The organism is Pseudomonas sp. CGJS7 (assembly GCF_036961695.1).
In genome coordinates, this window is the sequence record NZ_JBAMDI010000058.1 from 1 (window position 1) to 25643 (window position 25643).

24 protein-coding genes and 1 pseudogene are annotated in these 25643 nt (G+C 66.8%); 12 read left to right on the forward strand and 13 right to left on the reverse strand.

The features are described from left to right. Positions 1 to 353: murein hydrolase activator EnvC family protein (locus V7787_RS28820; protein ID WP_336090777.1), on the forward strand; the 353-nt coding region annotated here is incomplete at its 5' end. 166 nt (positions 354 to 519) lie between these two features. After that, positions 520 to 1986, forward strand: coding sequence for a S41 family peptidase (locus V7787_RS28825; protein ID WP_336090778.1), 1467 nt, complete (start codon positions 520 to 522; stop codon positions 1984 to 1986). A 235-nt stretch (positions 1987 to 2221) separates the two neighbouring features. On the opposite strand, the gene V7787_RS28830 is transcribed toward V7787_RS28825, so the two are convergent. Beyond that, positions 2222 to 2536 carry a DUF1820 family protein gene (locus V7787_RS28830; RefSeq protein ID WP_336090779.1) on the reverse strand — a complete coding sequence of 105 codons (315 nt, stop codon included), beginning with the start codon at positions 2534 to 2536 and terminating at the stop codon, positions 2222 to 2224. A gap of 118 nt (positions 2537 to 2654) precedes the next feature. Then, positions 2655 to 3350, reverse strand: coding sequence for a rhomboid family intramembrane serine protease (locus V7787_RS28835; RefSeq protein WP_336090781.1), 696 nt, complete (start codon positions 3348 to 3350; stop codon positions 2655 to 2657). A 267-nt stretch (positions 3351 to 3617) separates the two neighbouring features. Here V7787_RS28835 and V7787_RS28840 point away from each other — a divergent pair, with 267 nt between their 5' ends. Then, positions 3618 to 5006, forward strand: a complete 1389-nt coding sequence (locus tag V7787_RS28840) for an OmpP1/FadL family transporter (protein WP_336090782.1) — start codon at positions 3618 to 3620, stop codon at positions 5004 to 5006. 72 nt (positions 5007 to 5078) lie between these two features. Here the strand turns inward: V7787_RS28840 and V7787_RS28845 are convergent, their stop codons facing one another. The 6 genes and pseudogenes from V7787_RS28845 to V7787_RS28870 all read right to left on the reverse strand — a co-directional run bounded on the left by V7787_RS28845 (position 5079) and on the right by V7787_RS28870 (position 12035). Continuing rightward, complete coding sequence (locus V7787_RS28845; protein WP_336090783.1) at positions 5079 to 6152, reverse strand: class I SAM-dependent methyltransferase; 1074 nt, start codon at positions 6150 to 6152, stop codon at positions 5079 to 5081. A 47-nt stretch (positions 6153 to 6199) separates the two neighbouring features. Beyond that, positions 6200 to 7633 (reverse strand): class-II fumarase/aspartase family protein, encoded by a 1434-nt coding sequence (locus V7787_RS28850; RefSeq protein WP_336090851.1) that lies wholly within the window; start codon positions 7631 to 7633, stop codon positions 6200 to 6202. A 118-nt stretch (positions 7634 to 7751) separates the two neighbouring features. Continuing rightward, positions 7752 to 9086: pseudogene (gene purB, locus V7787_RS28855) on the reverse strand (adenylosuccinate lyase); the annotation flags it as partial. 30 nt (positions 9087 to 9116) lie between these two features. Continuing rightward, positions 9117 to 10106 (reverse strand): HOASN domain-containing protein, encoded by a 990-nt coding sequence (locus tag V7787_RS28860; protein WP_336090785.1) that lies wholly within the window; start codon positions 10104 to 10106, stop codon positions 9117 to 9119. Between the two features lie 34 nt (positions 10107 to 10140). After that, on the reverse strand, positions 10141 to 11160 hold the full coding sequence (locus V7787_RS28865) for an HOASN domain-containing protein (protein WP_336090786.1): 1020 nt from the start codon (positions 11158 to 11160) through the stop codon (positions 10141 to 10143). Positions 11161 to 11393: 233 nt separating this feature from the next. Beyond that, the gene (locus tag V7787_RS28870; protein WP_336090788.1) at positions 11394 to 12035 is read right to left on the reverse strand and encodes a MerR family DNA-binding protein; all 642 of its coding nucleotides are present in this window, start codon (positions 12033 to 12035) and stop codon (positions 11394 to 11396) included. 272 nt (positions 12036 to 12307) lie between these two features. On the opposite strand from V7787_RS28870, the gene V7787_RS28875 reads away from it, so the two are divergent. After that, a complete protein-coding gene (locus V7787_RS28875) occupies positions 12308 to 13006 on the forward strand; it encodes an MOSC domain-containing protein (protein WP_336090789.1) in 699 nt (232 codons plus the stop codon). 37 nt (positions 13007 to 13043) lie between these two features. After that, positions 13044 to 13298 carry a DUF2164 domain-containing protein gene (locus tag V7787_RS28880; protein ID WP_336090790.1) on the forward strand — a complete coding sequence of 85 codons (255 nt, stop codon included), beginning with the start codon at positions 13044 to 13046 and terminating at the stop codon, positions 13296 to 13298. 6 nt (positions 13299 to 13304) lie between these two features. Here V7787_RS28880 and V7787_RS28885 read toward each other — a convergent pair whose 3' ends face one another. From V7787_RS28885 to putA, 4 genes are all read right to left on the reverse strand, one after another. Further along, a complete protein-coding gene (locus tag V7787_RS28885) occupies positions 13305 to 13757 on the reverse strand; it encodes a DUF3574 domain-containing protein (RefSeq protein WP_336090791.1) in 453 nt (150 codons plus the stop codon). 96 nt (positions 13758 to 13853) lie between these two features. Next, positions 13854 to 14237 (reverse strand): hypothetical protein, encoded by a 384-nt coding sequence (locus V7787_RS28890; RefSeq protein ID WP_336090792.1) that lies wholly within the window; start codon positions 14235 to 14237, stop codon positions 13854 to 13856. Between the two features lie 143 nt (positions 14238 to 14380). Next, entirely contained in the window at positions 14381 to 15028 is a 648-nt protein-coding gene (locus V7787_RS28895; protein WP_336090794.1) for a LysM peptidoglycan-binding domain-containing protein, read from the reverse strand. Between the two features lie 361 nt (positions 15029 to 15389). Then, complete coding sequence (gene putA, locus V7787_RS28900; protein ID WP_336090796.1) at positions 15390 to 18632, reverse strand: bifunctional proline dehydrogenase/L-glutamate gamma-semialdehyde dehydrogenase PutA; 3243 nt, start codon at positions 18630 to 18632, stop codon at positions 15390 to 15392. Between the two features lie 516 nt (positions 18633 to 19148). Between putA and coxB the strand changes: the two genes are divergently transcribed. From coxB to V7787_RS28925, 5 genes are all read left to right on the forward strand, one after another. Continuing rightward, positions 19149 to 20114: a cytochrome c oxidase subunit II gene (gene coxB / locus V7787_RS28905; protein ID WP_336090797.1), complete on the forward strand. Its 966-nt coding sequence runs from the start codon at positions 19149 to 19151 to the stop codon at positions 20112 to 20114. A 27-nt stretch (positions 20115 to 20141) separates the two neighbouring features. Beyond that, positions 20142 to 21767 (forward strand): cytochrome c oxidase subunit I, encoded by a 1626-nt coding sequence (ctaD, locus tag V7787_RS28910; RefSeq protein ID WP_336090798.1) that lies wholly within the window; start codon positions 20142 to 20144, stop codon positions 21765 to 21767. 74 nt (positions 21768 to 21841) lie between these two features. Then, positions 21842 to 21985, forward strand: coding sequence for a hypothetical protein (locus tag V7787_RS28915; protein WP_336090799.1), 144 nt, complete (start codon positions 21842 to 21844; stop codon positions 21983 to 21985). Next, positions 21982 to 22647, forward strand: coding sequence for a cytochrome c oxidase assembly protein (locus tag V7787_RS28920; protein WP_336090801.1), 666 nt, complete (start codon positions 21982 to 21984; stop codon positions 22645 to 22647). Before V7787_RS28915 ends, V7787_RS28920 begins: the two co-directional genes overlap by 4 nt. 36 nt (positions 22648 to 22683) lie before the next feature. Further along, the gene (locus V7787_RS28925) at positions 22684 to 23562 is read left to right on the forward strand and encodes a cytochrome c oxidase subunit 3 (protein ID WP_336090802.1); all 879 of its coding nucleotides are present in this window, start codon (positions 22684 to 22686) and stop codon (positions 23560 to 23562) included. A 403-nt stretch (positions 23563 to 23965) separates the two neighbouring features. Here V7787_RS28925 and V7787_RS28930 read toward each other — a convergent pair whose 3' ends face one another. Beyond that, a complete protein-coding gene (locus V7787_RS28930; RefSeq protein WP_336090804.1) occupies positions 23966 to 24193 on the reverse strand; it encodes a twin transmembrane helix small protein in 228 nt (75 codons plus the stop codon). Between the two features lie 93 nt (positions 24194 to 24286). Between V7787_RS28930 and V7787_RS28935 the strand changes: the two genes are divergently transcribed. Then, positions 24287 to 25027, forward strand: coding sequence for an SURF1 family protein (locus V7787_RS28935; RefSeq protein WP_336090805.1), 741 nt, complete (start codon positions 24287 to 24289; stop codon positions 25025 to 25027). After that, the gene (locus V7787_RS28940; protein ID WP_336090807.1) at positions 25024 to 25617 is read left to right on the forward strand and encodes a hypothetical protein; all 594 of its coding nucleotides are present in this window, start codon (positions 25024 to 25026) and stop codon (positions 25615 to 25617) included. The genes V7787_RS28935 and V7787_RS28940 overlap by 4 nt, the downstream gene beginning before the upstream one ends. Positions 25618 to 25643: the final 26 nt, after the last annotated feature.

Consider the following 25643-nt stretch of genomic DNA (forward strand, 5'->3'; position numbering starts at 1 on the left):
CGGGCGCGTTGCTGGCCGGTTTCGGCGGCACCATGCCCGACGGGCGCAGCAGCGAAGGCCTGCTGATCGGCGCGCCGGCCGGCGCCACGGTCAAGGCGGTCGCCGACGGCACGGTGGTGTATTCGGAATGGATGACCGGTTACGGCCTGCTGTTGATCGTCGATCACGGCAACGGCTACATGAGCCTGTACGCCAACAACGACGCCCTGCTCAAGGATGCCGGCGCGACGGTCAAGAAGGGCGAGGCGGTGGCCACGGTCGGCAGCTCCGGCGGCCATGGCCGGCCGGCGCTGTACTTCGAACTGCGGCGCGGCGGCCAGCCGGTCAATCCCAATACCTGGTTGCGGCGCTGAGCCGGGCGTGCAGCGCCGGCCACCCGCACTGGCGGGTGAATCGCGCGCGCGCGTCGCGACGGGTTTAACAAAAGCTTGCAACCGGCCCGCTTAACGTGCGCAGATAAACCATCGAACCCGGGCCGCTTCATGCGGTCCAACCGCTACCTGTTTCGGAGCGCCGTGCATGTCCCTGCGTCACCCCTCGCGTAGCTGGTTTCCGCTGATCCTGGCGCTGAGCGCCGCTCCGGTCCTGGCCCAGCAGACGCCCGCGCCCCAACCGGCCGCGCCGCCGACCGAACAACCGTCTCCCGCCGCGCCCAAGCCGGCGCCGGCGAAAGACGCGCCGGCGCCGACCCAGCCCGCCGCGCAAGACGACGACGGCGAAGACGCCGCGCCGGTCGCGCCCGCGCAGGCGCCGGCCAAGGCCGCCGGCAAAACGGCCAAGGACGACGGTTCCGATTCCAAGGTGCCGATCGACGAAATCCGCCGCTACGTCGCTGTCTACAACGCGGTCAAGCAGGCCTATGTGGAACCGGTCGACGACGCCAAGCTGATGCATTCGGCGATTCGCGGTCTGTTGTTCGATCTCGACCCGCACAGCGTGTATTTCGACAAGGTCGCCGCAGAGGATTTCGACGAGCAATCGCGCGGCAACTACGACGGCATCGGCGTGGAACTGCAGCGCCAGCCCGACGGCATGCTGCGGGTGATCTCGCCGATCGACGACACTCCCGCCGCGCGCGCCGGGATCAAGGCCGGCGATCTGATCACCGCGATCGACGGCAAGCCGTTCAAGGTCGACGACGGCGACAGTTCCGGCCCGTTGCGCGGTCCGGCCGGCAGCAAGGTGGTGCTGACCATCGTTCGCGAGGGCCGCGACAAAGCCTTCGACGTGACCGTCGCGCGCGAGACCATCCGCGTGGCCAGCGTCAAAAGCCGCATGCTCGAACCGGGTTACGGCTATGTCCGGGTCAGCGCCTTCCAGGCCGACACCGCCGCCGATTTCGAGAGCCAACTGGAGAAGTTGAAGACCCAGGCCGGCGGCAAGCTGCGCGGCCTGGTGATCGACCTGCGCAGCAATCCCGGCGGCCTGCTGACCTCGGCGGTGCAGATCGCCGACGATTTGCTCGAGAGCGGCAAGATCGTCAGCACCCGCGGGCGCATCGCCATCAGCGACGCCGAATTCGGCGCCACCCCGGGCGATCGCCTGGACGGCGCGCCGCTGGTGGTGTTGGTCGACGCCGGTTCGGCCAGCGCCTCGGAAGTGCTGGCCGGCGCCTTGCGCGACAACGGCCGCGCGCGCGTGGTCGGCAGCCGCACCTTCGGCAAGGGCTCGGTGCAGACGGTGTTGCCGCTGGACAACGGCGATTCGGTCAAGCTCACCACCGCGCGTTACTACACGCCCAGCGGCAAATCGATCCAGGCCTTGGGCATCGTCCCCGACGTGGTGCTGCGCGCGCCGAAGCCGAAGCAAGACGATGCGCGCCTGAGCTACACCGAAGCCAATCTGCCCGGCCACCTGCACGGCGACGACGAAGGCGCGCCGGGCGCCAACGCCGGCGAAGTGCTGGAAGGCGATGCGCCGATCGCGTCGGCGTTGTTGGAGCTGAAGAAGCCGGTGGCGAAGGCGGCTGGGGCGGTTAAGCGCTGAGCCGTGCGCGATAGTCGGCAGCGCCGGCTATCGCTTCTTCATCGGCCGCGGGTCTAATCGGCCGCGAAGACACTTCCCTACCGTCATTCCGGCGAAAGCCGGAATCCATTTTGATCTTGCCGTTGCTCCAACGCTCAACAGCGACAACAGCAACGTCAAAATGGATTCCGGCTTTCGCCGGAATGACGGTAGGGAAGTAGCGCGGTCTTACTGGTGACTATCAGTCTGGCGGCTATCAGCGCGGCTTCGGCGGAAACGGAAACGGCGTCACCACCTTCTCGCCGGTCGCCGCATCGCGGATCGCCGACTGGCCTTTGCGCTCGACTTCCTCGATCCGCACGATGCTCTGCATCGGCAGATGCAGCACGCGGGTGCTGCCGAACTCATCGCGCAATCGTTCCTCGGTGGGATCGACCACCACGCCCTCGTGCAGATCGAACACCAACTCGCTGATCTCGGTGAAGCCCCACAGCGCGCCCGAGCCGATCTTGCGCGCGTAGAGCTCGTAGATCTTGCCGGCGTTGAGGAAGGTGACTTTGTAGAGAGCCATGGCATTCGCAAGGAGAGATTCGGGATGGGCGACGGCGACGCCGCTGCGTGTGGTTAGCGTGGGGCCATGCGCAAGCAACTCAAGAGCGATCCAGCCTGCGCAGCTTCGATCCGCGTCCTCAAAACCCGCGCTTGCGCCGCAACCGCCGCGCGATACCCGCGCGCGCGATCAACGCGAACGCGCCGCCGAACGCGAACCCGGCCAGATGCGCCGACCACGCCACCGCGCCGAACGCCGGGCCGATGAAGGTGAACAACACCTGCAGCAACGCCCACACGCCGATCAACAACGGCGCGGGCACCTTCACGAACTGCAGGAACAAACCCAGCGGCACCACCACGCCGAGCTTGGCCCCGGGAAACAGCGCCAGGTAAGCGCCGATCAACGCCGACACCGCGCCGCTGGCGCCGATGATCAAACGGTCCGGCGTGGCGATGGCGATCACCGCGGCCAGATTCGCCACCGCGCCGCCCAGCAGAAACAACGCCAACAGCCGCCACGGCCCCATCGCGCGCTCGGCCGGCAGCCCGAAGATCAGCAGGAACACCAGATTGCCCAGCAGATGCGCCCAGTCCGCATGCAGGAACAGCGCGCTGAACAGGCGCAGCGCGCTGCCGTCGCGGATCGCATCCCACCACGCCGACGGGCTGGCCAAACCGCCCGACAACGCGCCCCATTCCAGCATCAGCCGGCGTTGGTCCGGGTCGGGCAACACCACCGCCGAGACGATGAAGCACAGCCACAGCAAGGCGAACAGCAGCGGCGTGGCCCAACGCAGGCGGGTGCGCTCTCGCGAGGGTATAGCGACGAACACCGGTTCAGCTCCGCTCGACGGGCATGTGAATGGTGCCCCCGTTAAGGCAGAAATACTGCATAAGTCTCTGTAACGCCAGGGTTTGCGACATCGATATGAGACGGGTTTGCGGTCTTGGGCGTATTGTTAGCGTTCGGTTAATGGCCGCGCTATAGTGCATACGGCGTCGTACGTCGGGAGGGGTTTCCGGCGGCTTCGCGGTTCGCTCCGGCGGCCGCGGGCACACGGCCGAGACTGACGAAAAATACTCCAACGGAGACTACACGCATGCAACCCTCACACCGCTACACCCGCCTGACCGCGATCGCGCTCGGCATCGCTGGCGTCATCAGCGTCGGTTCGGCCGGCGCTTCGGGCTTCCAGATTCGCGAAAACAGCGTCAAGAACCAGGGCCGTTCCTTCGCCGGCAGCGCGGTCGCCGAAGGCGACGCCTCGGTGGTCGCCAACAATCCTGCCGCGATGGTGAACCTGGATACGGTGACCGTTCGTGGCGATGTGACCGCGATCGATCTGACCGCCAAGTTCCGCGGCGGCGGCACCGCCGCGACCGGTTCGCCGTTCCAGAGCCCGCTGACCGGCGGCAACGGCGGCGACCCGGGCGACATCACCCCGGTGCCGGCGATGTCGATCGTGGTGCCGCTGCATGGCGCGTTCGAGAAGCTGACCCTGGGCGCTCAGCTGAGCGCGCCGTTCGGCCTGAAGACCGAATACGACGCCAACTGGGTCGGCCGCTACAACGCGATCGAGTCGGAAGTGAAGACCATCGACCTGACCCTGTCGGCCGCGGTCAAGCTCACCGACCGCTTCTCGATCGGCGCCGGCTTCATCTACGAGCGCGCCGAGGCGACGCTGACCAACGCGGTGGATTTCGGCAGCGGCGTTTGCGCCAACGTCAGAACCCGCCCGCTGTGCCTGACCCCGACGCCGGCCACGGCCGCTTACGGTCCGCAGAAGAACGACGGCCTGGCCAAGGTCAAGGGCGACGACACCGGCATCGGCTGGATCCTGGGCTTCCAGTGGAAGCCGACCGACGCGCTGTCGATCGGTTACTCGCACCGCTCGGAAATCGACCACGATCTGAAGGGCAACATCACCTTCACCAAGCCGGGCAACATCGCCGCGATCTTCGCCGCCGGCGGCGTCACCGACTACGACAACGGCCCCGGCGGCGCGGCGCTGACCACGCCGAGCACCGATACGCTGAGCGTGTCGTACAAGTTCACCGACCAGTTCCGGATGATGTTCGACGCGCAGAAGACCGATTGGCATTCGCTCAAGTCGGTCGACATCGTGCGCTCCAACGGCATCGGCGTCGCCCAGGAAGCCTTCAACTGGGAAGACACGATGATGTACGCGCTGGGCGCCGAGTACGACTTCAACGATTCCTTCACCCTGCGCGGCGGCGTCGCGCTCGACGAATCGCCCACCAACGACCACGCGCGCACTCCGCGTCTGCCCGACAACGACCGCACCTTGTACTCGCTGGGCCTGACCTGGAACGCCAACGAGCACCTGAGCGTGGACGCGGCGTACACCCGCATCGAGATCGACAGCCCGAACATCGATCTGTACAGCCCGCGCACGGGCATCGCGCTGAAGGGCCGTTTCTCCGGCCACGCCGATCTGTTCGGCATCGCGGCTCAGTACAAGTTCTGATCTGCGCCATCGCTGGGTAAAGAAAAACCCCGCTTCGGCGGGGTTTTTTTTTCTGCGCCGCGCGCCGCGCCGTCAGGGCCGCAGTTCGAACAACGCCGGCAGCGGCGGCCGGTCCGAGGGCACCTTGCGCACGCGGCTGAAACCGGCCTTGCCGGCCATCTCGCGCGCGCGGGTTTCGCCCATGAACGCGCCGAGCCCGGCGCCGCCGTGCGAGAGCGAACACGTCATGCAGTACAGCGTGCTCTGCGGATACATCACCCGGCCGAACAGATTCATGTTCTCGTGCAGTTCTTCGGACAGGTTGAGCTCGACCATCAGATAGGTGCCGTCGTCGGCGGTCGCCGCGCGCAGGTCCTTCATCATCTGCTGCGGATCGGCGGCATCGTGGATCACCACGAAGGTGGTGACGAAGTCGAAGGTCTTGCCGGCCAGCGCGTCGGAACCGGCGACTTCGAAACGCACGCGGTCGCCGACGCCGGCGGCCTGCGCGTTGGCGCGCGCGCGTTCGATCGAGGGCAGGTGGAAGTCGCAGCCGAGCACGGTGGCGTTGGGAAACGCCTGGGCCATGGTGATCGCGGCCAGGCCGCTGCCGCAGCCGAAATCGAGCACGCTGCCGCCGGCTTCGAGTTTTTCCTGGACCCCGTCGAGCGAGGGAATCCAGTGCTGGACCAGGAAATGCTTGTACCAAGGCATGGTCATGCGTTCCATGCCTTGCCAGGTTTCGATCGGGTAATCCTCTTCCGGCGCGCCGCCGCCGTGGCGGAAGGCTTCGACGATCCGCGGCGCCATCGACACGAACCGGACGCTCAGCTGGATCACGCCGCCGGCGAAGTAGGGCGAATCCTCATCGGCCAGCACCGGCGCGAATTCCGCCGGCAGGCGATAGCGCTTGCTGTGCGCGTCGTAGGTCACGTAGTCGCCGGTGGCCATGCTGCCCAGCCATTCGCGCAGGTAACGCGCGTTGAGGCCGGTGTGCTCGGTCAACTCTTCCAGCGTGACCGCGCCGGTCTGCGCGAGCGTCTTGAACAGACCCAGTTGGTCGCCGATGTAGAGCATGGCGCCGCGCAAGGTGTTGCCGTAGTCCTCCATGATCCGGGCCGAGAACTGCTGAACCTTGGCCGGATCGGCTTGCATGATCGCTGACATTCCTATCTCCCCGATGGGTGCTGCGGTGGCATGGTGTCTGGGTTGTTTCAGTAGCGGCGCGCGCCGGCTTCGACCAGCACGCTGTCGACGATGGTCTCGGCCATGCCCAGGTGGGCCTTGGGTTCGAACAATCGCGCCAGTTGGTCCTCATCGACCGCGGCGAGCACGCGCGGATCGGATTCGACCGCCGAACGGATCGAGACCCGGTCGCGCTGGCAGGCCTGGGTCAGCTCGAAGATGATTTCGTAGGCGCTGCTCTTGCCGAGCTTCTTGGCCATCTCGAACACGAAGGCTTCCATGCAGATCGAATCGCAGTAATCGTTGGCGGTGCGTTCCATGGTCTTGTCGTTGACGGTCAGGGTGCCGACGGTGTCGGTCAGCAGCGACAGCGCCATCAGCGCGTAATGGGACACGTCGGCGACCGCGCACCATTCCAGGCGCGTGCCGCGGTAATCGCGTTCGTGTTCCAGAATCATCGCGTCCAGCGCCAAGGCGACCTGCGCCTTGGCCAGCCGCGCCATCACCACCACCTGCTCGCAGCCTTCCGGGTTGCGTTTGTGCGGCATGGTGCTGCTGCCGATCTGCTGATCCGACCAGCCCACCTCGACCTCGGCGATCTCCCAGCGGTTCAAGGTGCGGATCTCATCGGCCACCCGCGCCAGCGACGCGGTCATCATCGCCAGCGCGCTGACGAACTCGGCGACGCGGTCGCGGGCCACGTGCCAGCCGGCATGCGGCACGCCCAGACACAACCGGCGCGCGAACACGCTCAGCAGCGCCATCGCGTCGGGACCGAACGCGGCCATGGTGCCGACGCCGCCGAACAGCTGCACCACCAGCACCCGTTGGCGCGCCTGGGCGAGACGGTCGCGGTGGCGCAGCAGTTCGTCGATCCAGCCCGCCACTTTCAGACCGAACGTGGTGGGCAAAGCCGGGATCGAGTGGGTGCGGGCGACCATCAGCGAACTGCGGTGGGTGCCCGCCAGCGCCGCGAGTTTTTCGATCAGGGCATCGAGCGCGACATCGACGGTGTCGAGCACGTCGCGCATCTCCAGCGACTGTGCGGTGTCCTGAATGTCCTGGGTGGTGGCGCCGTAGTGGACGTACTCGCGGGCGCTGGGGCTGCAATTGTCCTGCAACGCGCGCAGCAACGGCATCAGCGAATGTCCGGTCTTGGCCACGCCGGCGGCGACGTGTTCCAGATTCATCGTCGACAGCTTCGCCGCGCGCTGGATCTCCAGCGCCGCCGGCAGCGGAATCATGCCGACTTCGGCCTGGGCCATGGCCATGACGGCTTCCACGTCCAGCCAACGTTGCAGCCGACATCGGCTGCAGAAGATCGCCCGGGTCACCGCGCAGGCGTAACCGCCGCCGTGCACTTTCGAATCCAGGATATGGCTGTGTTCGTGCTTGCAGCTCTCCGCCGCCATCGGCTCGCCGACCGGATGGCTCCGGCGCGCGGCGAAGGCCGGATGCGGCATCGCTTCCAATACTTGTGGTTCCATCACACACCCTCCGTTCAAGACTGGGCTGACTGGAAACTGCGTTGGTGTCCGGGTGCGTTCAACATCGCTCGCCGAGTTGGTCGGCGGCCTGCGCGGCGACCAGGTCGACCATTTCCGCTGCCAGCCCCGCGTAGGTGACGGGATCGAGCAGGTCTTGGAGCGATTGCGCGGTGAAGCTGTCGCGCAGGCGCGCGTCGGTGAGCAAGGCCTCGCGGAACGGCACCTCATCGCGCCGGGCCTGCATGGATATTTCATGGACCAATTCGTGCGCGGTCTGCTTGCCGAAGCGATCGCCCAGCGCCAGCATCACCCGCTCGGACAAGATCAAGCCGCCGAGCAGATCCAGGTTGCTGCGCATGCGCTGTTCGCGGATATCCAGACCGGCCGCCAACATTTCGTCCATCCGCGCCAGCAGCGCGCCGGTGTAGACGAACAGTTCCGGCAGGGCGGCCCATTCGATCCGCCAGGCGGTGCCGTCGCGTTCGTGCAAGTGGAACGCGGCGTCGGTGAGCGCGATCATCTGGGTCCGGATCAGCCGCGACAAGGCGCTGACCAGGTCGGCGGTCGACGGGTTCTGCTTGTGCGGCATCGTGCTGCTGCCGATCTTGCCCGGCGCGTTGCCTTCGCGGACTTCGTCGATCTCGGTGCGCTGCAGGTGGTAGATCTCGTTGGCGATCCGCCCCAGCGTCACCGAGGTCTGCAGCAACAACCCACCGACTTCCAGGATCCGATCGCGCGCCGAATGCCAGCTGGTGCGGGGCGCGGCCAGGCCGAGACTGGCCAGGGTCCGCCGCTGTATCTCGAAGCCTTGCGTGCCGAACGAGGCCAAGGTGCCGACGGCGCCGGTCAGGTTGCCCACCATCACCCGCGCGCGCGCCTCATCGAAACGGCGCAGATGCCGGTCGATCTCATCCAGCCACACCGCGACCTTGTAGCCGAAGGTGGTGGGCAAGGCGTGCTGGCCGTGGGTGCGCGCGACCGTCGGCGTGCGCTTGTGCTTGCGCGCCAACGCCAGCAGGTGCGACTGGATCGAACGCAAGCGGGCCAGCACCAACTCCCACGCCTCGGCGATTTGCAGGACCAGTCCGGTATCGAGGATGTCCTGAGTGGTCACGCCGTAATGCACGTACTCGCCCCAGCCGCCCTGGCAGCGTTCGGCCAGGGCCCAGATGGTGGGAATCAGGATGTGCCCGGTTTCGCGGCTCTCCCGGCCCAGCCGTTCCAGGTCGAACAATTCGACATGGGTTCTGCGCGCGATTTCCTGCGCGGCCTCCCGCGGGATCAGCGCCATCTCCGCCTGAGTCAGCGCGAGCGCCCGCTCCACGTCCAGCCACTTCTGCACCTGATTGGAATCGGAGAAGATCGCCGCGAATTCGGGGTCGGAATAAACGCCCCCGTAAATGCGCGATTCTGTGACGTGGCTGGGCATGCTGGCTGGCTCGGCTGGCGGTGGAGGGGCTTACTTCACGCTCTGCATCTCTTCCCACACCGCGTCGTAGTAGGCCTTCTCGATGCGGAAGTGCTGTTGCAGCGAAGTCAGGAACGACTTCTGGAAGGCGTGATCGGGAATCCGCCTGGAGATCAGTTGCCATTCGCGCTTGGCCCGCGGCGGCACCAGGCTGACGTGGATCTTGTAGTACTCGGCCGCGTCTTCGCTGATGCCCGCTTGCAGCAGCGCGTTGTAGAGCTTCTCGTGATTGCCGGGCACCACGATCTCGGTGATGTAGAACACCGCCAGCCCCCAGCCCACGTCGGGATTGCGGAAGCTGCGCACGCGGTTGTTCAAGTACGCGATTTCCTCGGGCATGGTGCTGATCGCCTGGAAATCCGCTTCCAGGTCGACCGCGCCGAGCAACTTGGCCAGCAGCCGCGGATGCGAGCGCAGTTCGTCTTCTTCGCCGAGTTCGCCGTGCAGATAACGGCCCAGCGCGGCGGCTTCGTCGACATCGGCCAGATTCACCAGCAGGTCCGCGGCTTCCCGGTACAGGCGGAAGGTGCGGAACCATTGCCGGCGCAGGAACACCTGCAACTGCGCGCGTGATGCCGAGCCTTCGAAGATGAACTGCGACATCGGATGTTTTTCGCGCGAACGCGACGCCACTTCCTGCTCGATCCGGGCCAGAAACTCCGCTTCCGACAACGGCTGGGGCACGTCCGCTTCCGGAATGAAGCGTTCCTCGACCCGATAGGCCCAGTTCGACAGCCAGCGGCGGGCGAGGGCGGTGTCGGTGTCGTCGCTGAGCGAGAGGATGTACAGCAGCTTCTGGTACTCGGCGTGGTTGTCGCGATTGCCTTTGAGCGCGGTCTCGGCGAGCTCGGACAAGGTCTTGGCCGCCGTCTCCACGTGCGCGAACGAGGCGTTGGGCTCCAGCGCGCGGGCGAGGATGCGCGCGCGGTTGCTCTGCAGCGCTTGGAGTTGTTGCAGCGAATGGTTGCGGGTGCTGGTCATGCGCGCTCCTTGGCGTGCGCCGTGCGGAATGGGTTCAGTGGACGGGCTGTTGCTGCATCTGGCGCCACAACATGTCGAAGTAGGCGCGGTTGATGTCGAAGTGGCGGGTCAGCGACTGCATGAAGGTGCGCTGGAAGGATTCGTCGTGGGCGAACTTGGCGATCAAGTCCCACATCTCCTCGGTGTCGATCTCGTCCTGGGTGCCGTGCAGGCGATGGAACTCGCACGGACCCTCCGGCACGCCCATCCGCTGCAACAGCTGGTAGATCCGCAGATGGTTGACGCAACTCACCGACTCGACCGCGTACAGCAGCGACAGCCCCCAGGCGACGTCGGTGTGGCGGACGCAGCGGATGCGGTTGTTGAGGTAGGCCATTTCCAGCGGATCGAGCGAGGCGAAGTCGATCCGCAGCGGGATTTCGAAGTGCTCCATCAGCTGCGCGAGCAGCGCCGGATGCGAGCGGTCGGGCGTTTCCGCGCCGGCTTCGCCGTAGAGATTGCGGTAGAACACCGAGGCGTCGTGGATGGCCTCGAAGCGGAACGCGAGTTCGGCCAGCAAGCTGTAGAAGTTGTACGAGCGGGTCCAGTGGTGCTGCAGGAACAAGCGCACGTCGCGGTGCGGCGGCGTGCCCTGGAACAAGTGCAGCGACATCGGGTGCTTGACCCGGGTGCGCGTTTGAATCTCCGCGTCGATCCTGGCGCGGAACTGATCCACCGGCAGAAAGGTGAAATCGGTCAGCTCGGGAGCGAAGCGGTCTTCGACCCGATAGATCTGGCTCGCCAACCAACGCCGGGTCGGTTCGGTGGCCGGATCGCCGGGAATATGCAGCTGCAGAAGAATGGATTGGTAGTGCGCGTAAGCCTCGGCGTCTCCGGACAGCCCGCGCTCGGCGAGCGCGGTCAGCGCATCGGCGGCGACGGCGACGCGGGCGTGCGTGGCGCCCGGCTGCAGCGCTTGGTCCAACAAGGCCGAAGCCTCGCCGGTGTTCGCCCCGGCCGGATGGGAGAACGTGCGAGGGTGTTGCGCATCGCGAAACGTGCTGATTTCGTTCATGAGTGTCCCCGTTTGCTGGCGAAGGGTCGCTGGCTGCGAATCGGCGGCGCGCAAGCGGCCGCGCCGCGATCCGGTCGCGACCTGATGGGTGTGCAATCGATGATGCGAAAGGCCGCGCCCAGTCTCCGCGTTATCCGCGGAATCGGCGCTCTATCGGCGCGCGGCCGTTGCTGCGTGTTGCGCGGTCCCCTGCAGTCCGCGCGGTTCGGGCTTTGCCCCTGGCCCGATGGAACTCAGCGTGCGGCGGTAGCGACGAAGGTTTGCAGGCAACCCGCCGAGCAGAAGAAGTGGTCGACGCCTGCCTGCGCGGTGCGGTACGGCGTGGTTTGCGGATCCACCTGCATGCCGCAGATCGGGTCCAGGCCGCTGAGCGCGGGAGCCGGCGCCGTGTCCTGGCACGTCCGCGCGGCGGAGCAACACTCGCGCGCGGCGTTGCCGCTGGTGTCGGACGGCTTGTCCGAGGATTGCGAACCGCTCATGTTTTCATCCCCTCCCAGGGCGTTGAGAATCGGACAGCATTCGACCGCTCCGTGGCCGGGACACGAATTGAGCAGCATCCGTAGCCCGTTGCGTATGCGGGTGAGTTCGACGATCTTGGATTCCAGGTCGGCCAGCTTCTGGGTCGTGGTGGCCTTGACCCCGGCCATGTCGCCGCCGCGGCGGCTGGACAAGGCCAGCAGTTCGCGGATTTCTTCCAAGGTGAATCCAAGCGTTTTAGCGCGACGCACGAACTGCAGGCGGGCGATGTCCTTGGCCTCGAAGCGCCGATAGCCCGACAGTTGCCGCATCGGCAGCGGCAACAATCCGCGTCGTTCGTAGTAACGCACGGTGTCGATCCCGACCCCGGCGCGTTGCGCGAGCTCGCCAATCTTCATTGCGCACCTCCATGTCCACAGTGGCGGTATTGGGGCAGTGTCCGGCCTGGACTATAGTCCAGAGTCAAGCCTTCGCTTGGTCTCGATTCGGGGTCAAACCGCAACGAATGCATCGTCGTCGACGTGACTTCAATCCCGTTTCGATACTATTGTCTCGACCTTCCCCGCGTGGGAAGGCCGATGAAGATCGGCGGCCGCCATCGCGTCGATCGTCTGCCCGGATGCCTGGCGATCATTGCGCATCGATCACTTAGAAAGAGAGCAGCGCCGTCTTGATTCAGTGTTCCGTCGTCGTCGATTCGTTGCTGCGCGGCCGCGCCCGGCCGTATACGCGTCCGGGCAGCGTCAGCGCGATCGCCAAGATGCCGTTCGAAGGGCCGGTGCGGGTCGACACCCTGGGCTTGCAGGGCGATGAGCAAGGCGATCTTCGCTATCACGGCGGCGAGGACAAAGCGGTGCATCACTACCCGCGCGATCACTACCCGTGGTGGCGCGAACAGATCGGCGAGCATCCGCTGTTGCGCGAGCCCGGCGCGTTCGGCGAGAACTTCAGCAGCCACGGGCTGGATGAGACCCTGGTGTGTCTGGGCGATCGCTACCGCATCGGCGCGGTGGTGCTGGAAGTGAGCCAGGGCCGGCAACCGTGCTGGAAGCTCAACGACCGTTTCGGCGTCGCCGACATGGCGCGGCGGGTGCAAGCCAGCGGCCGCACCGGTTGGTATTACCGGGTGGTCCAAACCGGTGAGATCGCCGCCGGCGAAACTCTGGCGCTGGTCGAGCGGCCGTGGCCGCAGTGGACGCTGCAGCGCATCGCCACGATGTTGTACACGCGCACGCTGGATCTGGATGAGTTGCGCGCCGCCTTGGCGCTGCCGCTGGTGCCGTCGTGGCGCAAGCTGGTGCAGGCGCGGCTGGCGCGCGGCGCGGTCGAGGATTGGCGGCCGCGCATCGATGGGCCGGCGGCGGACTGAACCGGCGCGGCCACTACGCAATCAACGGAACCCCCGCATGAGCGCGATCAAATTCTCCAACGAAGAAAAAGCGCTGCTGGCCGCCAAGCTGCAGCGTTACTTCAGCGAGGAGCTGAGCCAGCAGATCGGCCGCTTCGACGCGGAGTTCCTGCTCGATTTCATTTCCGAGGAAATCGGCGGCTACTACTACAACCGCGGCTTGTACGACGCGCAGGCGGTGCTGTCGGCCAAGCTGGACGATCTGGGCGATGCGATCCTGCAGTTGGAGCAGCGCACCGATTTCAAGCGCTGAGCGCGATCAACCCGCAGGCTGAACCGGCACGGCGCCGCCGGCGAAACACGCCCGCGCCGGCGTGCTGACGATCAGCACCGCTTCCTGCTTGAAGCGCCGTTTGTATTCGTCGGCGATTTCGACCACGCGCTGGCGTTCTTCGGCGGTGTCGGGGTGGATCAGATCGATCGCGCGCGAATCTTCCTGTTCGACTTGGCCGCTGTCGCCGCGCCATTGGCCGCGGGCTTGATACACCGTCAGCCCGGCGGGAAAACGCGGCGTCACCACCTCGGCCAGGAACGCCTGCCATTGCGCTTCGCTGACCGGGCCGTCCGGACTGTTCATGCCGAACAGCACCCGATCCTGCCGGCGTTGGTTGCAGGCGCTCGGATCGCCGGGCTTGACCGGCAGCGGCGCGAGCGAGGCGCAGGCGGTGAGGGCGCACAACAGCGTCGTCAGCAGCAACGGCTTGCAGGACATGGTCCGCATCTCCCGGGGATTGCGCCTATCTTGGCAGCAAGCGCGGGGACGCATCGGGCATGACGCTGTCGATCTGCGATGGCGGTCGCAGGCCGTTCAATAACCGAACAGCTCCGCCGGCGCGCCATGGTCCTGCGGCCAGGATTCCCAGGCCACATCGCCCGGCGCGACCGCTTCGTCGATCAGCGTCCAGCCGTCGCCTGCGCGCTTGAACAAGGCCGCGTAGGTGTCCGACATCGAGCCGGCCGCGGCTTGTTCGACGTAGGCGCTGGCGCTCCAGTTCGGGCGTTGGCCGTCGGCGCCGCGCATCTGCGCGCGCAGGAACGCCCAATCGCCGAGGCGGTCGAGTTCGTCCACGCGCAGGTTCAGCGCCAGGCCGGTGGCCTTGCGCGCTTGCGGAACCGCCAGTTCCAGCACCGCGCGGTAGTCCGCGTCGGCGGCGTTCAGGGCTTGCAGGCGAGGTTGTGCGAACGAATTCATGGCGCCTCCGCAGGCGAAAATTGCGACGAGCACGCCGCCGAGCATAACCGCGGACGGCCTCAGCGGTCCGCGCACCGCGCCGCGCGTTTGCGCAGCGGCGCGGCTGTACTTGGGTGCGGCCGCGCGCATGCGAGCAGCGACGCTCAACGTGGCCGCGACAGGATGTACCAATCGCCCGAGGCGCCGCCCCAGCTGATTTCCTGGGTGCCGTCGGCGTTGCGGTTGTTGGAGCCGATGAATTGCGGGCGGCCGTTGCCGTCCAGACCGGCGAACAACACCGTATGCGACTGCCGCGAGTTCTGCATGATCACCACATCGCCGGGCTTGGCCTGGCTGACGTCCACGCGTTGCCAGCCCTCGGCTTGCAGCTTGTCGCGCAGCACCCGCACCGAGTCGGTATGCCAGTCGATCGCGCCGGCTTTTTGCAGGCAGGCGGTGACGAAGTTGGCGCAGCACACGTTGCTGGGCACGTTCGGGTTCATCGGCAATTCGCCGCTGCGCTTGAGGTCGCTGGCGTCGCGGCCGATGTATTGCTTGGCGATCGCGGCGGCGTTGCCGTTGCCGGTGCCGCTGGGGCGTCCGGTTTTTTCCGGGCCTTCCACACCGCTGGGACCGCCGGGGCCGCCGCTGCCGCCCGGGCCGCCGCGGCCTTCGATGTTGAGGGTGCGGCCGGCGTAGATCAGGTCCGGGTCTTTGATCTGCGCGTTGAGCGACATCAAGCGCTCGATGCTGGTGCCGTAACGCAGGGCGATTTCGGACAGCGTGTCGCCGCGGATAATGTTGTGGATCATGGAGACTCTCCCGTCGGATTCGTTGAAGCCGGATTCGGAGAGCAGCCCCCTGACTGCGTTTGCGGGACAGTGTTGTGGCTCGGGCGCGGTTGCGGAAGTTGGGACGGACCCTAGCTAGGGTGATCCCGGGCATCGCAAGGTCGCGGGGGGCGTTAGCTCCCTGTAGGAGCGGCGTCCCACAGGGATTTCCTTCGGTCACGAGCCGCGACTGCGAAACCTCGCTTGCGTCGTATGCGCGATGTCGCGGTCGCGGCTCGCGCCGCTCCTACAGGGAGCTGTTGCGGCAACGCGGAATGAAAAACGGCGCGATCCGAAGATCGCGCCGTTTCACGGTTTCATGCGGCGCAGAAGCGTCTGCCGATCAATCGCCCAGCGTCAGCAACGAAGCGTTGCCGCCGGCCGCGGTGGTGTTGACGGTGATGGTCTTCTCGGTGGTGAAGCGCGGCAGGTAGTGCGGGCCGCCGGCCTTGGGGCCGGTGCCGGACAGGTTCTGGCCGCCGAAGGGCTGCACGCCGACCACCGCGCCGATCTGGTTGCGGTTGACGTAGCAGTTGCCGACCTTCACCCGCGCGCTGATCCGGTCGATGGTTTCGTCGATGCGCGAGTGGATGCCGAGGGTGAGGCCGTAACCGGTGGCGTTGATCGCGTCGATCACCGCGTCGAGCTGATCGGCCTTCCAGCGGATCACGTGCAGCACCGGGCCGAACACTTCCTTGTGCAACTGGTCCAGCGACTTCAGCGCGTACGCGCGCGGCGCGAAGAAGCTGCCGTGGGCGCTGTCGGCGTCGACCGGCACTTCGCCGATCTTGCTGGCTTCTTTGTCCATGCGCGCGGCATGGTCGACCAGCATCTTCAGCGCGTCTTCGTCGATCACCGGGCCGACGTCGGTCGACAGCAGGCCGGGGTTGCCGACCTTCAGCTCGGCCATCGCGCCGGCGAGCATGTGGGTGACCTTGTCGGCGATGTCGTCCTGCACGAACAGCACGCGCGCGGCCGAGCAGCGCTGGCCGGCGGAGGTGAAGGCCGAGCCGATCGCGTCCTTGACCAGTTGTTCCGGCAGCGAGGACGAGTCGGCGATCAGCGCGTTCTGGCCGCCGGTTTCGGCGATCAGCACGCCGATCGCGGCATCGCGCGCGGCCAGCGCGCGGTTGATCGCGCGCGCGGTGTCGGTGGAACCGGTGAAGGCCACGCCGGCCACGCGCGGATCGCGGGTCAGCGCCGCGCCGACGGTGGCGCCGTCGCCGGGCAGGAACTGCAGCACCGCTTCGGGCACGCCGGCTTCGTGCAGCAGCTTGACCGCGTAGTAGCCGATCAGATTGGTCTGCTCGGCCGGCTTGGCGATGACGCTGTTGCCGGCGGCGAGCGCGGCGGAAATCTGGCCGGCGAAGATCGCCAGCGGGAAGTTCCACGGGCTGATGCAGACGAACACGCCGCGGCCGGACAGGTGCAGGGTGTTGGATTCGCCGGTCGGGCCGGGCAGGGCTTCCGGCGCGAACAGCTTGCGCGCCTGGGCGGCGTAGTAGCGCAGGAAGTCGACCGCTTCGCGCACTTCGGCGACGCCGTCGGGAATGGTCTTGCCGGCTTCCTTGGTGCACAGCGCGATGTACTGCGGCATGCGCTGTTCGAGCAGGGTGGCGGCGTGTTCCAGGATCGCGGCGCGGCTGGCGGCCGGGGTCGCGTCCCAGCTTTCCTGCGCGGCGACCGCGTTCTTCAGCGCCAGCTCGACCGTGGCGCTGTCGGCGGCTTTCCACTGGCCGACGATTTCGCGGCGGTCGGCCGGATTGGTCACGGCGATGTCCGGGCCGGCCGGATTCGCGCCCGGCACCAGCGGCGCGGCGCGCCAGTCGGCGGAAGCGGCGGCGTTGACGTCGGCGGCGAGGGTCTGCAATTGCTGATCGTTGGCGAGATTGACGCCCATGGAATTGGTCCTGTCGAAGCCGAAGCTGCGATACAAATCTGCGGGAAGAGGAATGCGCGGATGCGGGATGCTGTCGAAGCCGGAGACGGTTTCGACCGGGTCCTGGATCAGCTCGTCGATGGCGATGGCTTCGTCGGTGATGCGGTTGACGAAGCTGGAGTTGGCGCCGTTTTCGAGCAGGCGGCGGACCAGGTACGGCAGCAGGTCTTCGTGCGAGCCGACCGGCGCGTACACGCGGCACGGCGCGTTCAAGCGGTCGGCCGGGATCACTTCGGCGTACAGGTCGTCGCCCATGCCGTGCAGCTTCTGGAACTCGAAGTGCTTCTCGCGGCCCATCGCCTTGGCGCGCTGGTGGATGGTGGCGATGGTCTGGGCGTTGTGGGTGGCGAACATCGGATAGATCGCATCCGAGGCTTCCAGCATGCGCCGCGCGTTGGCCAGATACGACACGTCGGTGTTGGGCTTGCGGGTGAACACCGGGTAGCCGGTTTGGCCGTCGACCTGGGCGCGCTTGACCTCGCTGTCCCAGTACGCGCCCTTGACCAGGCGCACCGGGATGCGGCGGCCGGTCTTGCGGGCCAGATCGGCGATGAAGTCGATCGCTTCCGGCGCGCGCTTTTGGTACGCCTGGATCGCCAGGCCGTAGCCTTCCCAGCCGTCGAGCGACTTGTCGCTGTAGGCCGCGGCGATCAGATCCAGCGACATTTCCAGGCGGTCGGCTTCTTCGGCGTCGATGGTGAAGCCGATGCCGTAGCTCTTGGCCAACTGCGCCAGTTCCAGCACGCGCGGGGTCAGTTCGGCGAAGACGCGTTCGCGCTTGGCGTGTTCGTAGCGCGGGTGCAGCGCCGACAGCTTGACCGAGATCGACGGCGTGGCGAACACGTCGGCCTGCAGATAATTGCCGCTCTTGCCGATGGCGTGGATCGCGTCGCGATAGGCCTGCTGGTAACGCAGCGCGTCCTTGGTGGTCAGCGCGCCTTCGCCGAGCATGTCGAAGGAGTAGCGGTAGTTGGCGTTGTCGCCCTTCTTCGAACGCGACAGCGCCTCGCCGATGGTGCGACCCATGACGAACTGGTGGCCCATGATCCGCATCGCCTGGCGCACGGCCAGACGGATCACCGGTTCGCCGACCCGGCCGACCAGACGCTTGAAGGCGTTGTGCACGTCGCGCTTGGTGTCGTCGGCCAGATCGACCAGCTTGCCGGTCAGCATCAGGCCCCAGGTCGAGGCGTTGACCAGCACCGAGTCCGATTGGCCCAGGTGGCGCTTCCAGTCGGCGTCGCCGAGCTTGTCGCGGATGAGTTTGTCCGCGGTCTCCTGGTCCGGAATGCGCAGCAGCGCTTCGGCCACGCACATCAGCAGCACGCCCTCATCGCTGCCCAGGTCGTACTGGCGCATGAAGGCTTCGATCGCGCCCTGGTCCTGGGCGCGGGCGCGCACCCGCTTGACCAGATCGGCCGCGGTCGCCTGGGCGGCGGCGCGGTCGGCGTCGGGCAGGCGGGCGAGTTCGAGCAGGTGGCGCACGTGCTCGGCTTCGTCGCGGACCCAGCCGGCGGTCAGCGCGGCGCGCGGGCCGTGGGTGGGCGGCGGCAATTCGGGACTGATCATTGCGTTCGACAGCGGCTGGGCGCCGGGACGCGGCGGCGAGCCGTCGCTGGCGACGGTGGAGGAGGCGTTGATGGACATCGGGCCCGGGACTGGGGTGGGAAGTCCGCCATTTTAGAGCTTTCTCTCGGGCGCCATCTGCACTTTTTCGGCCGGTTGCCGGGCCGGTCGCCCGTGCGTGGGAGTACTGTCGCCGGCCTCGCCGGGTTGGGTGCGTGGGGTCGTTGCGGCGGGGCTGGCGCGGGCCGGCCGCGCCGGATCGCCACCGGAACTTGCATCCGTCACGTTTGCGCGGCCCGTTTCGCGAAGCCGAACAGTCGGCCGAACCTGGGCCGAAACCGCGTCGCTGCGGGCTTCGCGCGGTTTTCGCCCAGCAGGCTCGGCACAAGTGGCGGGTTGCCGCAGGGCGGGTCGGCCGCTACCATTTCTCGGTTATCCGTAGCGCCGATGCCGGCGTGATGGGCCCGGCCAGGGCTCGCCAGCCACCTTTAGCCCCCGCACGGCCCGTTCGCCCTTTCAGGCGCGGCCGGCCCAGGGAGCGGAGGCAGCCCGCGGAGCGCGTTAGATCACCACACTGATTTTTCGGGGCTCGAACTGATGAAAGCCGGTCGTTTCAAGCAGTGGGCAGCGGGCATCGCCATGATGGCGCTGCCGGTCCTCGCGTTTGCTCAGGCTGCGGACCCTAAGCCGTGGCAGCTGAATATGGGCAAAGGCGTCACCGCCCAGTCGATGAACGCCTACTCGGCCCACATGCTCGCGCTGTGGATCTGCGTGGTGATCGGCATCCTGGTCTTCGGCGCGATGGCCGTGGCCATGTTCAAGTTCCGCAAGTCCAAGGGCGCCGTGCCCGACAAGGACTTCACCCACAGCACCAAGCTGGAGATCGTCTGGACGGTCGTGCCGGTGGCGCTGCTGGTGCTGATGGCCTTCCCGGCCACCAGCAAGCTGATCAACATGTACGACACCCGCGAGTCGGTGATGACCGTCAAGGTCACCGGCGTGCAGTGGATGTGGAAGTACGAGTACCTCAACGAGGGCGTGACCCTCACCAGCCGCCTGGACCGCAAGAGCGACCAGCTGCGCCAGAGCGGCAAGCTGGTCACCAAGGCCGACCACGAGCACTACCTGCTCGACGTCGACAACGTCCTGGTGCTGCCGACCGACACCAAGATCCGCTTCGTGATCACCGCCGACGACGTGATCCACGCCTGGTGGGTGCCGGCGCTGGGCTGGAAGCAGGACGCGATCCCGGGCATCGTCAACGAGGCCTGGACCGACATCAAGGAACCGGGCATCTACCGCGGCCAGTGCGCCGAGCTGTGCGGCAAGGACCACGGCTTCATGCCGATCGTGGTGCGCGCGGTGCCCAAGGCCGAATACCAGCAGTGGCTGGCCGAGCAGAAGGCGAAGAACGCGCCCGCCGCTGCGCCCGCGCCCGCCGCCGCTCCGGCTGCTGCGCCTGCCGCCGCCCCGACCCAAGCCGCTCCGGCTGCGGCCGCGGCGACCACCCCGAACTCCGACGCCCCGACCGCCGCCCCCAAGGGCGCCGCGGTCGCGGGTTGATCGTCAAGCATTAATCAGAGGTAGGCCATGGCAGCCACGCACCCCGTCGCCGATCACCACGATCATCACGATGACCATACCCACAAGCAGGGTTTCGTCGAGCGTTGGTTCTTCTCGACCAACCACAAAGACATCGGCACGCTGTATCTGATTTTCAGCTTCGTGATGTTCATCATCGGCGCGGCCATGTCGGTGGTGATCCGCGCCGAACTGGCCGAACCGGGCCTGCAGCTGGTCAAGCCCGAGTTCTTCAACCAGATGACCACCATGCACGCGCTGGTGATGATCTTCGGCGGCGTGATGCCGGCCTTCGTCGGCCTGGCCAACTGGATGATTCCGCTGCAGATCGGCGCGCCGGACATGGCGCTGCCGCGCATGAACAACTGGTCGTTCTGGATCCTGCCGTTCGCCTTCACCCTGCTGCTGATGACCCTGTTCCTGCCGGGCGGCGCGCCGGCCGGCGGCTGGACCCTGTATCCGCCGCTGTCGCTGCAGGGCGGCTCCAACGTGGCCTTCGCGATCTTCGCCATCCACATGATGGGCATCAGCTCGATCATGGGCGCGATCAACGTCATCGCCACCATCCTCAACATGCGCGCCCCGGGCGTGGACCTGTTGAAGATGCCGATCTTCTGCTGGACCTGGCTGATCACTGCGTTCCTGCTGATCGCGGTGATGCCGGTGCTGGCGGGCGCGGTGACGATGCTGCTGACCGACAAGTTCTTCGCCACCTCGTTCTTCAACGCGGCCGGCGGCGGCGACCCGGTGATGTTCCAGCACATCTTCTGGTTCTTCGGTCACCCCGAGGTCTACATCATGATTCTGCCGGCGTTCGGCGTGGTGTCGGAGATCATCCCGACCTTCAGCCGCAAGCCGCTGTTCGGTTATCAGGCGATGGTCTACGCCACCGCCTCGATCGCCTTCCTCTCGTTCATCGTGTGGGCGCACCACATGTTCACCGTCGGCATGCCGCTCGGTGGCGAGATCTACTTCATGTTCGCGACCATGCTGATCGCGGTGCCGACCGGCGTGAAGGTGTTCAACTGGGTCACCACCATGTGGCGCGGCTCGATCTCGTTCGAGGCGCCGATGCTGTGGGCGATCGCGTTCGTGATCCTGTTCACCATCGGCGGTTTCTCCGGCCTGATGCTCGCCATCGTGCCGGCCGACTTCCAGTACCACGACACCTACTTCGTGGTCGCGCACTTCCACTACGTGCTGGTGACCGGCGCGCTGTTCTCGATCATCGCCGCGGTCTACTACTGGTGGCCGAAGTGGACCGGCCGCATGTACAGCGAGCCGCTGGCCAAGTTCCATTTCTGGTGGACGATGGTCTTCGTCAACCTGCTGTTCTTCCCGCAGCACTTCCTGGGCCTGGCCGGCATGCCGCGCCGCATCCCGGACTACAACGTGGTGTTCGCCGACTGGAACCTGATCAGCTCGATCGGCGCGTTCGGCATGTTCCTGACCCCGTTCATGATGCTCGGCATCCTGTGGCATTCGAAGGTCGCCGGCGCCAAGGCCGACGCGCGTTCGTGGGAAGCGGCCAAGGGCCTGGAGTGGACCGTGCCGAGCCCGGCGCCGCACCACACCTTCGGCACGCCGCCGGTCATCCGCGACGGCGATCTGGCCCACGGCGACATCACCCATTGATCCAGAATGGGTGAGCGGCGGCGCGCCGGGTCGGTAACGACCGCGGCGGCCCCGGCCATCCGAGACGGAGAGTCATGACCCAGCCCAACGATCAGCACGATCTCGCCCAACGCCGTTCGGCCGCCCGCCGCACCGCGCTGTGGTTCGGGCTGGCCGCGGTGGCGGTGTATGCGTTGTTCATCCTCAGCGGCGTGCTCGGCGCGACGGGGGCTTTGTGAGCGACGCCGGTGCTCCGCGCGATTCCTCGAAGGACCTCGAACAGGTCCAGGCCGAGCAGGCGCGGCTGGACCAAGCGCGCGTGCAAGCCAGCCCGAAGATGACCCGGCTGATGGTGTTCGTCGCCCTGGGCGCGTTCGCCTTCACCTTCGCCTTGGTGCCGATGTACCGGATCGCCTGCGAAAAGGTGTTCGGCATCCGCCTGGACCGCGGCGCGGTCGCCGACGCCGGTCAGGGCATGAAGCCGGTGGCCGACCGGCTGGTGACGGTGCAGTTCGACGGCAGCGTCAATTCCAAGCTGCCGTGGGACTTCAAGCCCAACCAGTTCAGCATGAAGGTGCGTCCGGGCGAGCAGTACGAGACCACCTACCACGCCCGCAACGCCACCGACCGCGCCATCGTCGGCAGCGCCTCGCCCTCGGTGGCGCCGGCGCGCGCGTCGGGCTATTTCAACAAGACCGAATGCTTCTGCTTCACCGCCCAGACCTTGCAGGCCGGCGAAGTGCGCGAAATGCCGGTGCGTTTCATCGTCGACCCGAACCTGCCGGCCGACGTGCACACCATCACGCTGTCCTACACTTTCTTCAAGAACGACGTGCTCACCGCACGGCTGCAGCAAGGCGCGGTCTCCAAGACGCCGTCCTCGCCGCTGGCCGCGCCTTGAGCTGGCTCAGCACCACTTTAATCACGGAACGCCGCCATGGCCCACGCTCACACGCCAGACGCCAACATCTACTTCGTCCCGCATAGCAGCCGCTGGCCGTTCCTCGGTTCGATCGGTCTGTTCACGACCATGATCGGCGTCGCCAGCTGGCTCAACGAAGTCAGCTGGGGCAAGCCCACCTTCTTCGTCGGCATCGCGATGATGATCGGCGTGCTGTTCGGCTGGTTCGGCGATGTGATCCGCGAATCGGTGCGCGGCAACTACAACAAGCAGGTCGACGTGTCCTTCCGCATGGGCATGGTCTGGTTCATCTTCTCCGAAGTGATGTTCTTCGCCGCGTTCTTCGGCGCGCTGTTCTACGCGCGCACGCTGGCCTTGCCGTGGCTCGGCGGCGACGGCGACGGCGTGATGACCAACAGCCTGCTGTGGCCGGACTTCAGCGCGGCCTGGCCGAGCAGCGGCCCGGCCGGCGTCGGCGGCAGCTTCCAGACCATTCCGGCCTGGGGCCTGCCGCTGCTCAACACCCTGATCCTGTTGACCTCCGGCAGCACCGTGACCGCCGCGCACCACGCGCTCAAGGGCGGCCACCGCAAGGCGCTGCTGTTCTGGCTGGGCCTGACCGTGGCGCTGGGCTGCCTGTTCCTGTTCTTCCAGGCCGAGGAATACATCCACGCCTACACCGAGCTGAACCTGACCCTGGGTTCGGGCATCTACGGTTCGACCTTCTTCATGCTCACCGGCTTCCACGGTCTGCACGTGACCCTGGGTACGCTGATGCTGGCGATCATCTGGTTCCGCTGCCTGAAGGGCCATTTCGACAAGGACAACCACTTCGCGTTCGAGGCGGTGGCCTGGTACTGGCACTTCGTCGACGTGGTCTGGCTGGGCCTGTTCCTGTTCGTGTACGTGCTGTAAGCGCGACGACGCGATACGGTAAAATCACGACGAAGGCCGGCGCTGCCGGCCTTTCGTTTTTGTGGTGGTTGGGCGGGTTGGGCTTTGCCGCGGTTGTCGCGGGCGTGGCCGAAGACGTGTAATTCGGATGGATGCATTCCTACCAGAACGTCATTCCCGCGAAGGCGGGAATCCAGAGCCAAGAGTCTTTAGCGCCATCTCTCCAGGTCGTCATTCCCGCGAAAGCGGGAATCCAGCGATTGAAACGTTCTCGCACGAAAGGCACTGGATGTTCGGCTCCGCCGAAGTAAAGCGGAGCCCGCCTTCGCGGGAATGACGGTCTGGAGAGAGACGTCAGATCGTCAGTATCCAGACGCCGAGCAAGGTTGTTCGATTCGGCTCGTAACCATCAGGCAAGACCGGCTCAATTCGGATTGGACCCCACGCCATGCGGCGTGATCCAACCCATATAGATCGCCAGGATGATGATCAGAATCAACGCCACGGACAGCACGATACGACGGGTCAGCGCGTTGACGGTGCGCTTGCTCTGCCCCTTGTCCACCAGCATGTAATACAGACCGGCGCCCAGATTCCACACGATGACGATCAGGAAGGCGACAACCAGCAGGATCTTCAGCGACTCGTTCATCGCGGCCTCCTCGGGTGCGCGCGGCGCGCGCGCGGATGCGATCGGCGGATTATCGCAGTTCGGCCGGCCGCGCGTGCGTGCCGGAGGCCGCCGATGAAGGCGCGCGGCGGGTATTGGTTCGGCTGGATCCTGGCGCTGGCGACGATCGCGCTGTTCGTGCACCTGGGGCTGTGGCAGGCGCGGCGCGCGGTCGAGAAGCAGGCCATGCTCGATGCCGCCGCGGCGGTGTTGAAAGATCGCATCCCGCGGCCGTTGTCCGCCGCCGGCGACGCCGCGCGCGTTCGCGCCTACGACTGGGCCGCGGGCCTGGGCCATTTCGACGACCGCGGCGCGTTGCTGCTGGACAACCAGCAGCGCGGCGGCCGCGCCGGCGTGCGCGCTTATCGGATCTTCGTGCCCCAGCAGGGCGAGCCGTTGCTGGTCGATCTGGGCTGGCTGCCGCTGGGCGGCGACCGCAAGCTGCCGGTCATCGCCCAGCCCGAGGGCGAACTGGCGCTGTCGGGCCTGCTGACCGCGCCGCCCTCGAGCGGCATCGCGCTCGGGCCGGGCATCGGCCGCGAAGGCCAGCAATGGCTGCTGACCCGGGTCGATCCGGCCGCGATCGCGCGCGAGACCGGCCTGTCGGTGCCGCTGGCGCCGCGGGTGCTGCGCCTGGACCCCGCGCTCAAGCTCGGCTACGAGCGCGATCTGGAATTGCTCGCCAACACCCTGCCGCCCGAGCAGCACCGCGGCTACTCGCTGCAGTGGTTCGCGCTGGCCGCGGCGGTGTTGGCGACCGCGTTGATCCTCACATTCCGCCGCAAGCGGACCCGTCCGGAGTCCGACCGACCATGACCGATCCCAAGCAACCCGCCTCCGCCGATCCGGCGTTCCTGCGCCAGCGCAATCGCAACCGCTGGGTGCTGATCCTGATCGCCGCGTTCTTCTTCGTGCCGATGCTGATCGCCGGCCTGCTGCGCTTCACCGATCATCATCCGGCGGTGAACCGCCAGCACGGCGAGTTGCTGGAGCCCAAGCCGGACCTGCGCGCGCTGAGCCCGCGGCTGGCCGACGGCCAGACGTATGCGTGGAATCCGCCGGCGCGGGTCTGGCGCATCCTGGTCGCGCCGCCGGCCGATTGCGCCAAGCGCTGCGTCCGATTGTCGCGCCAGCTCGACACGGTCTGGCAGCTGTTCGGCAAAGATGCGGACCGGGTCGAGCTGCTGTGGATCGGCGAGCCGCCGGCCGGCGCGGCGCGTCCGGCCTCGCTGCGGGTGCTGGCGCCGGCGCCGGAACTGCGCGCCCGGCTGCCGCGCGCGGACGACCCGGCCGGGCCGCCGGTGTATGTGGTCGACCCGAACGGCTTCGTGATTCTGCGTTACCCTCCCGGCTTCGAACCGGGCGGCCTGCGCGCCGATCTGGCCAAACTGCTGAAATTGATGTGACCGGCACGCCGGCGCGGGGCGCCGGC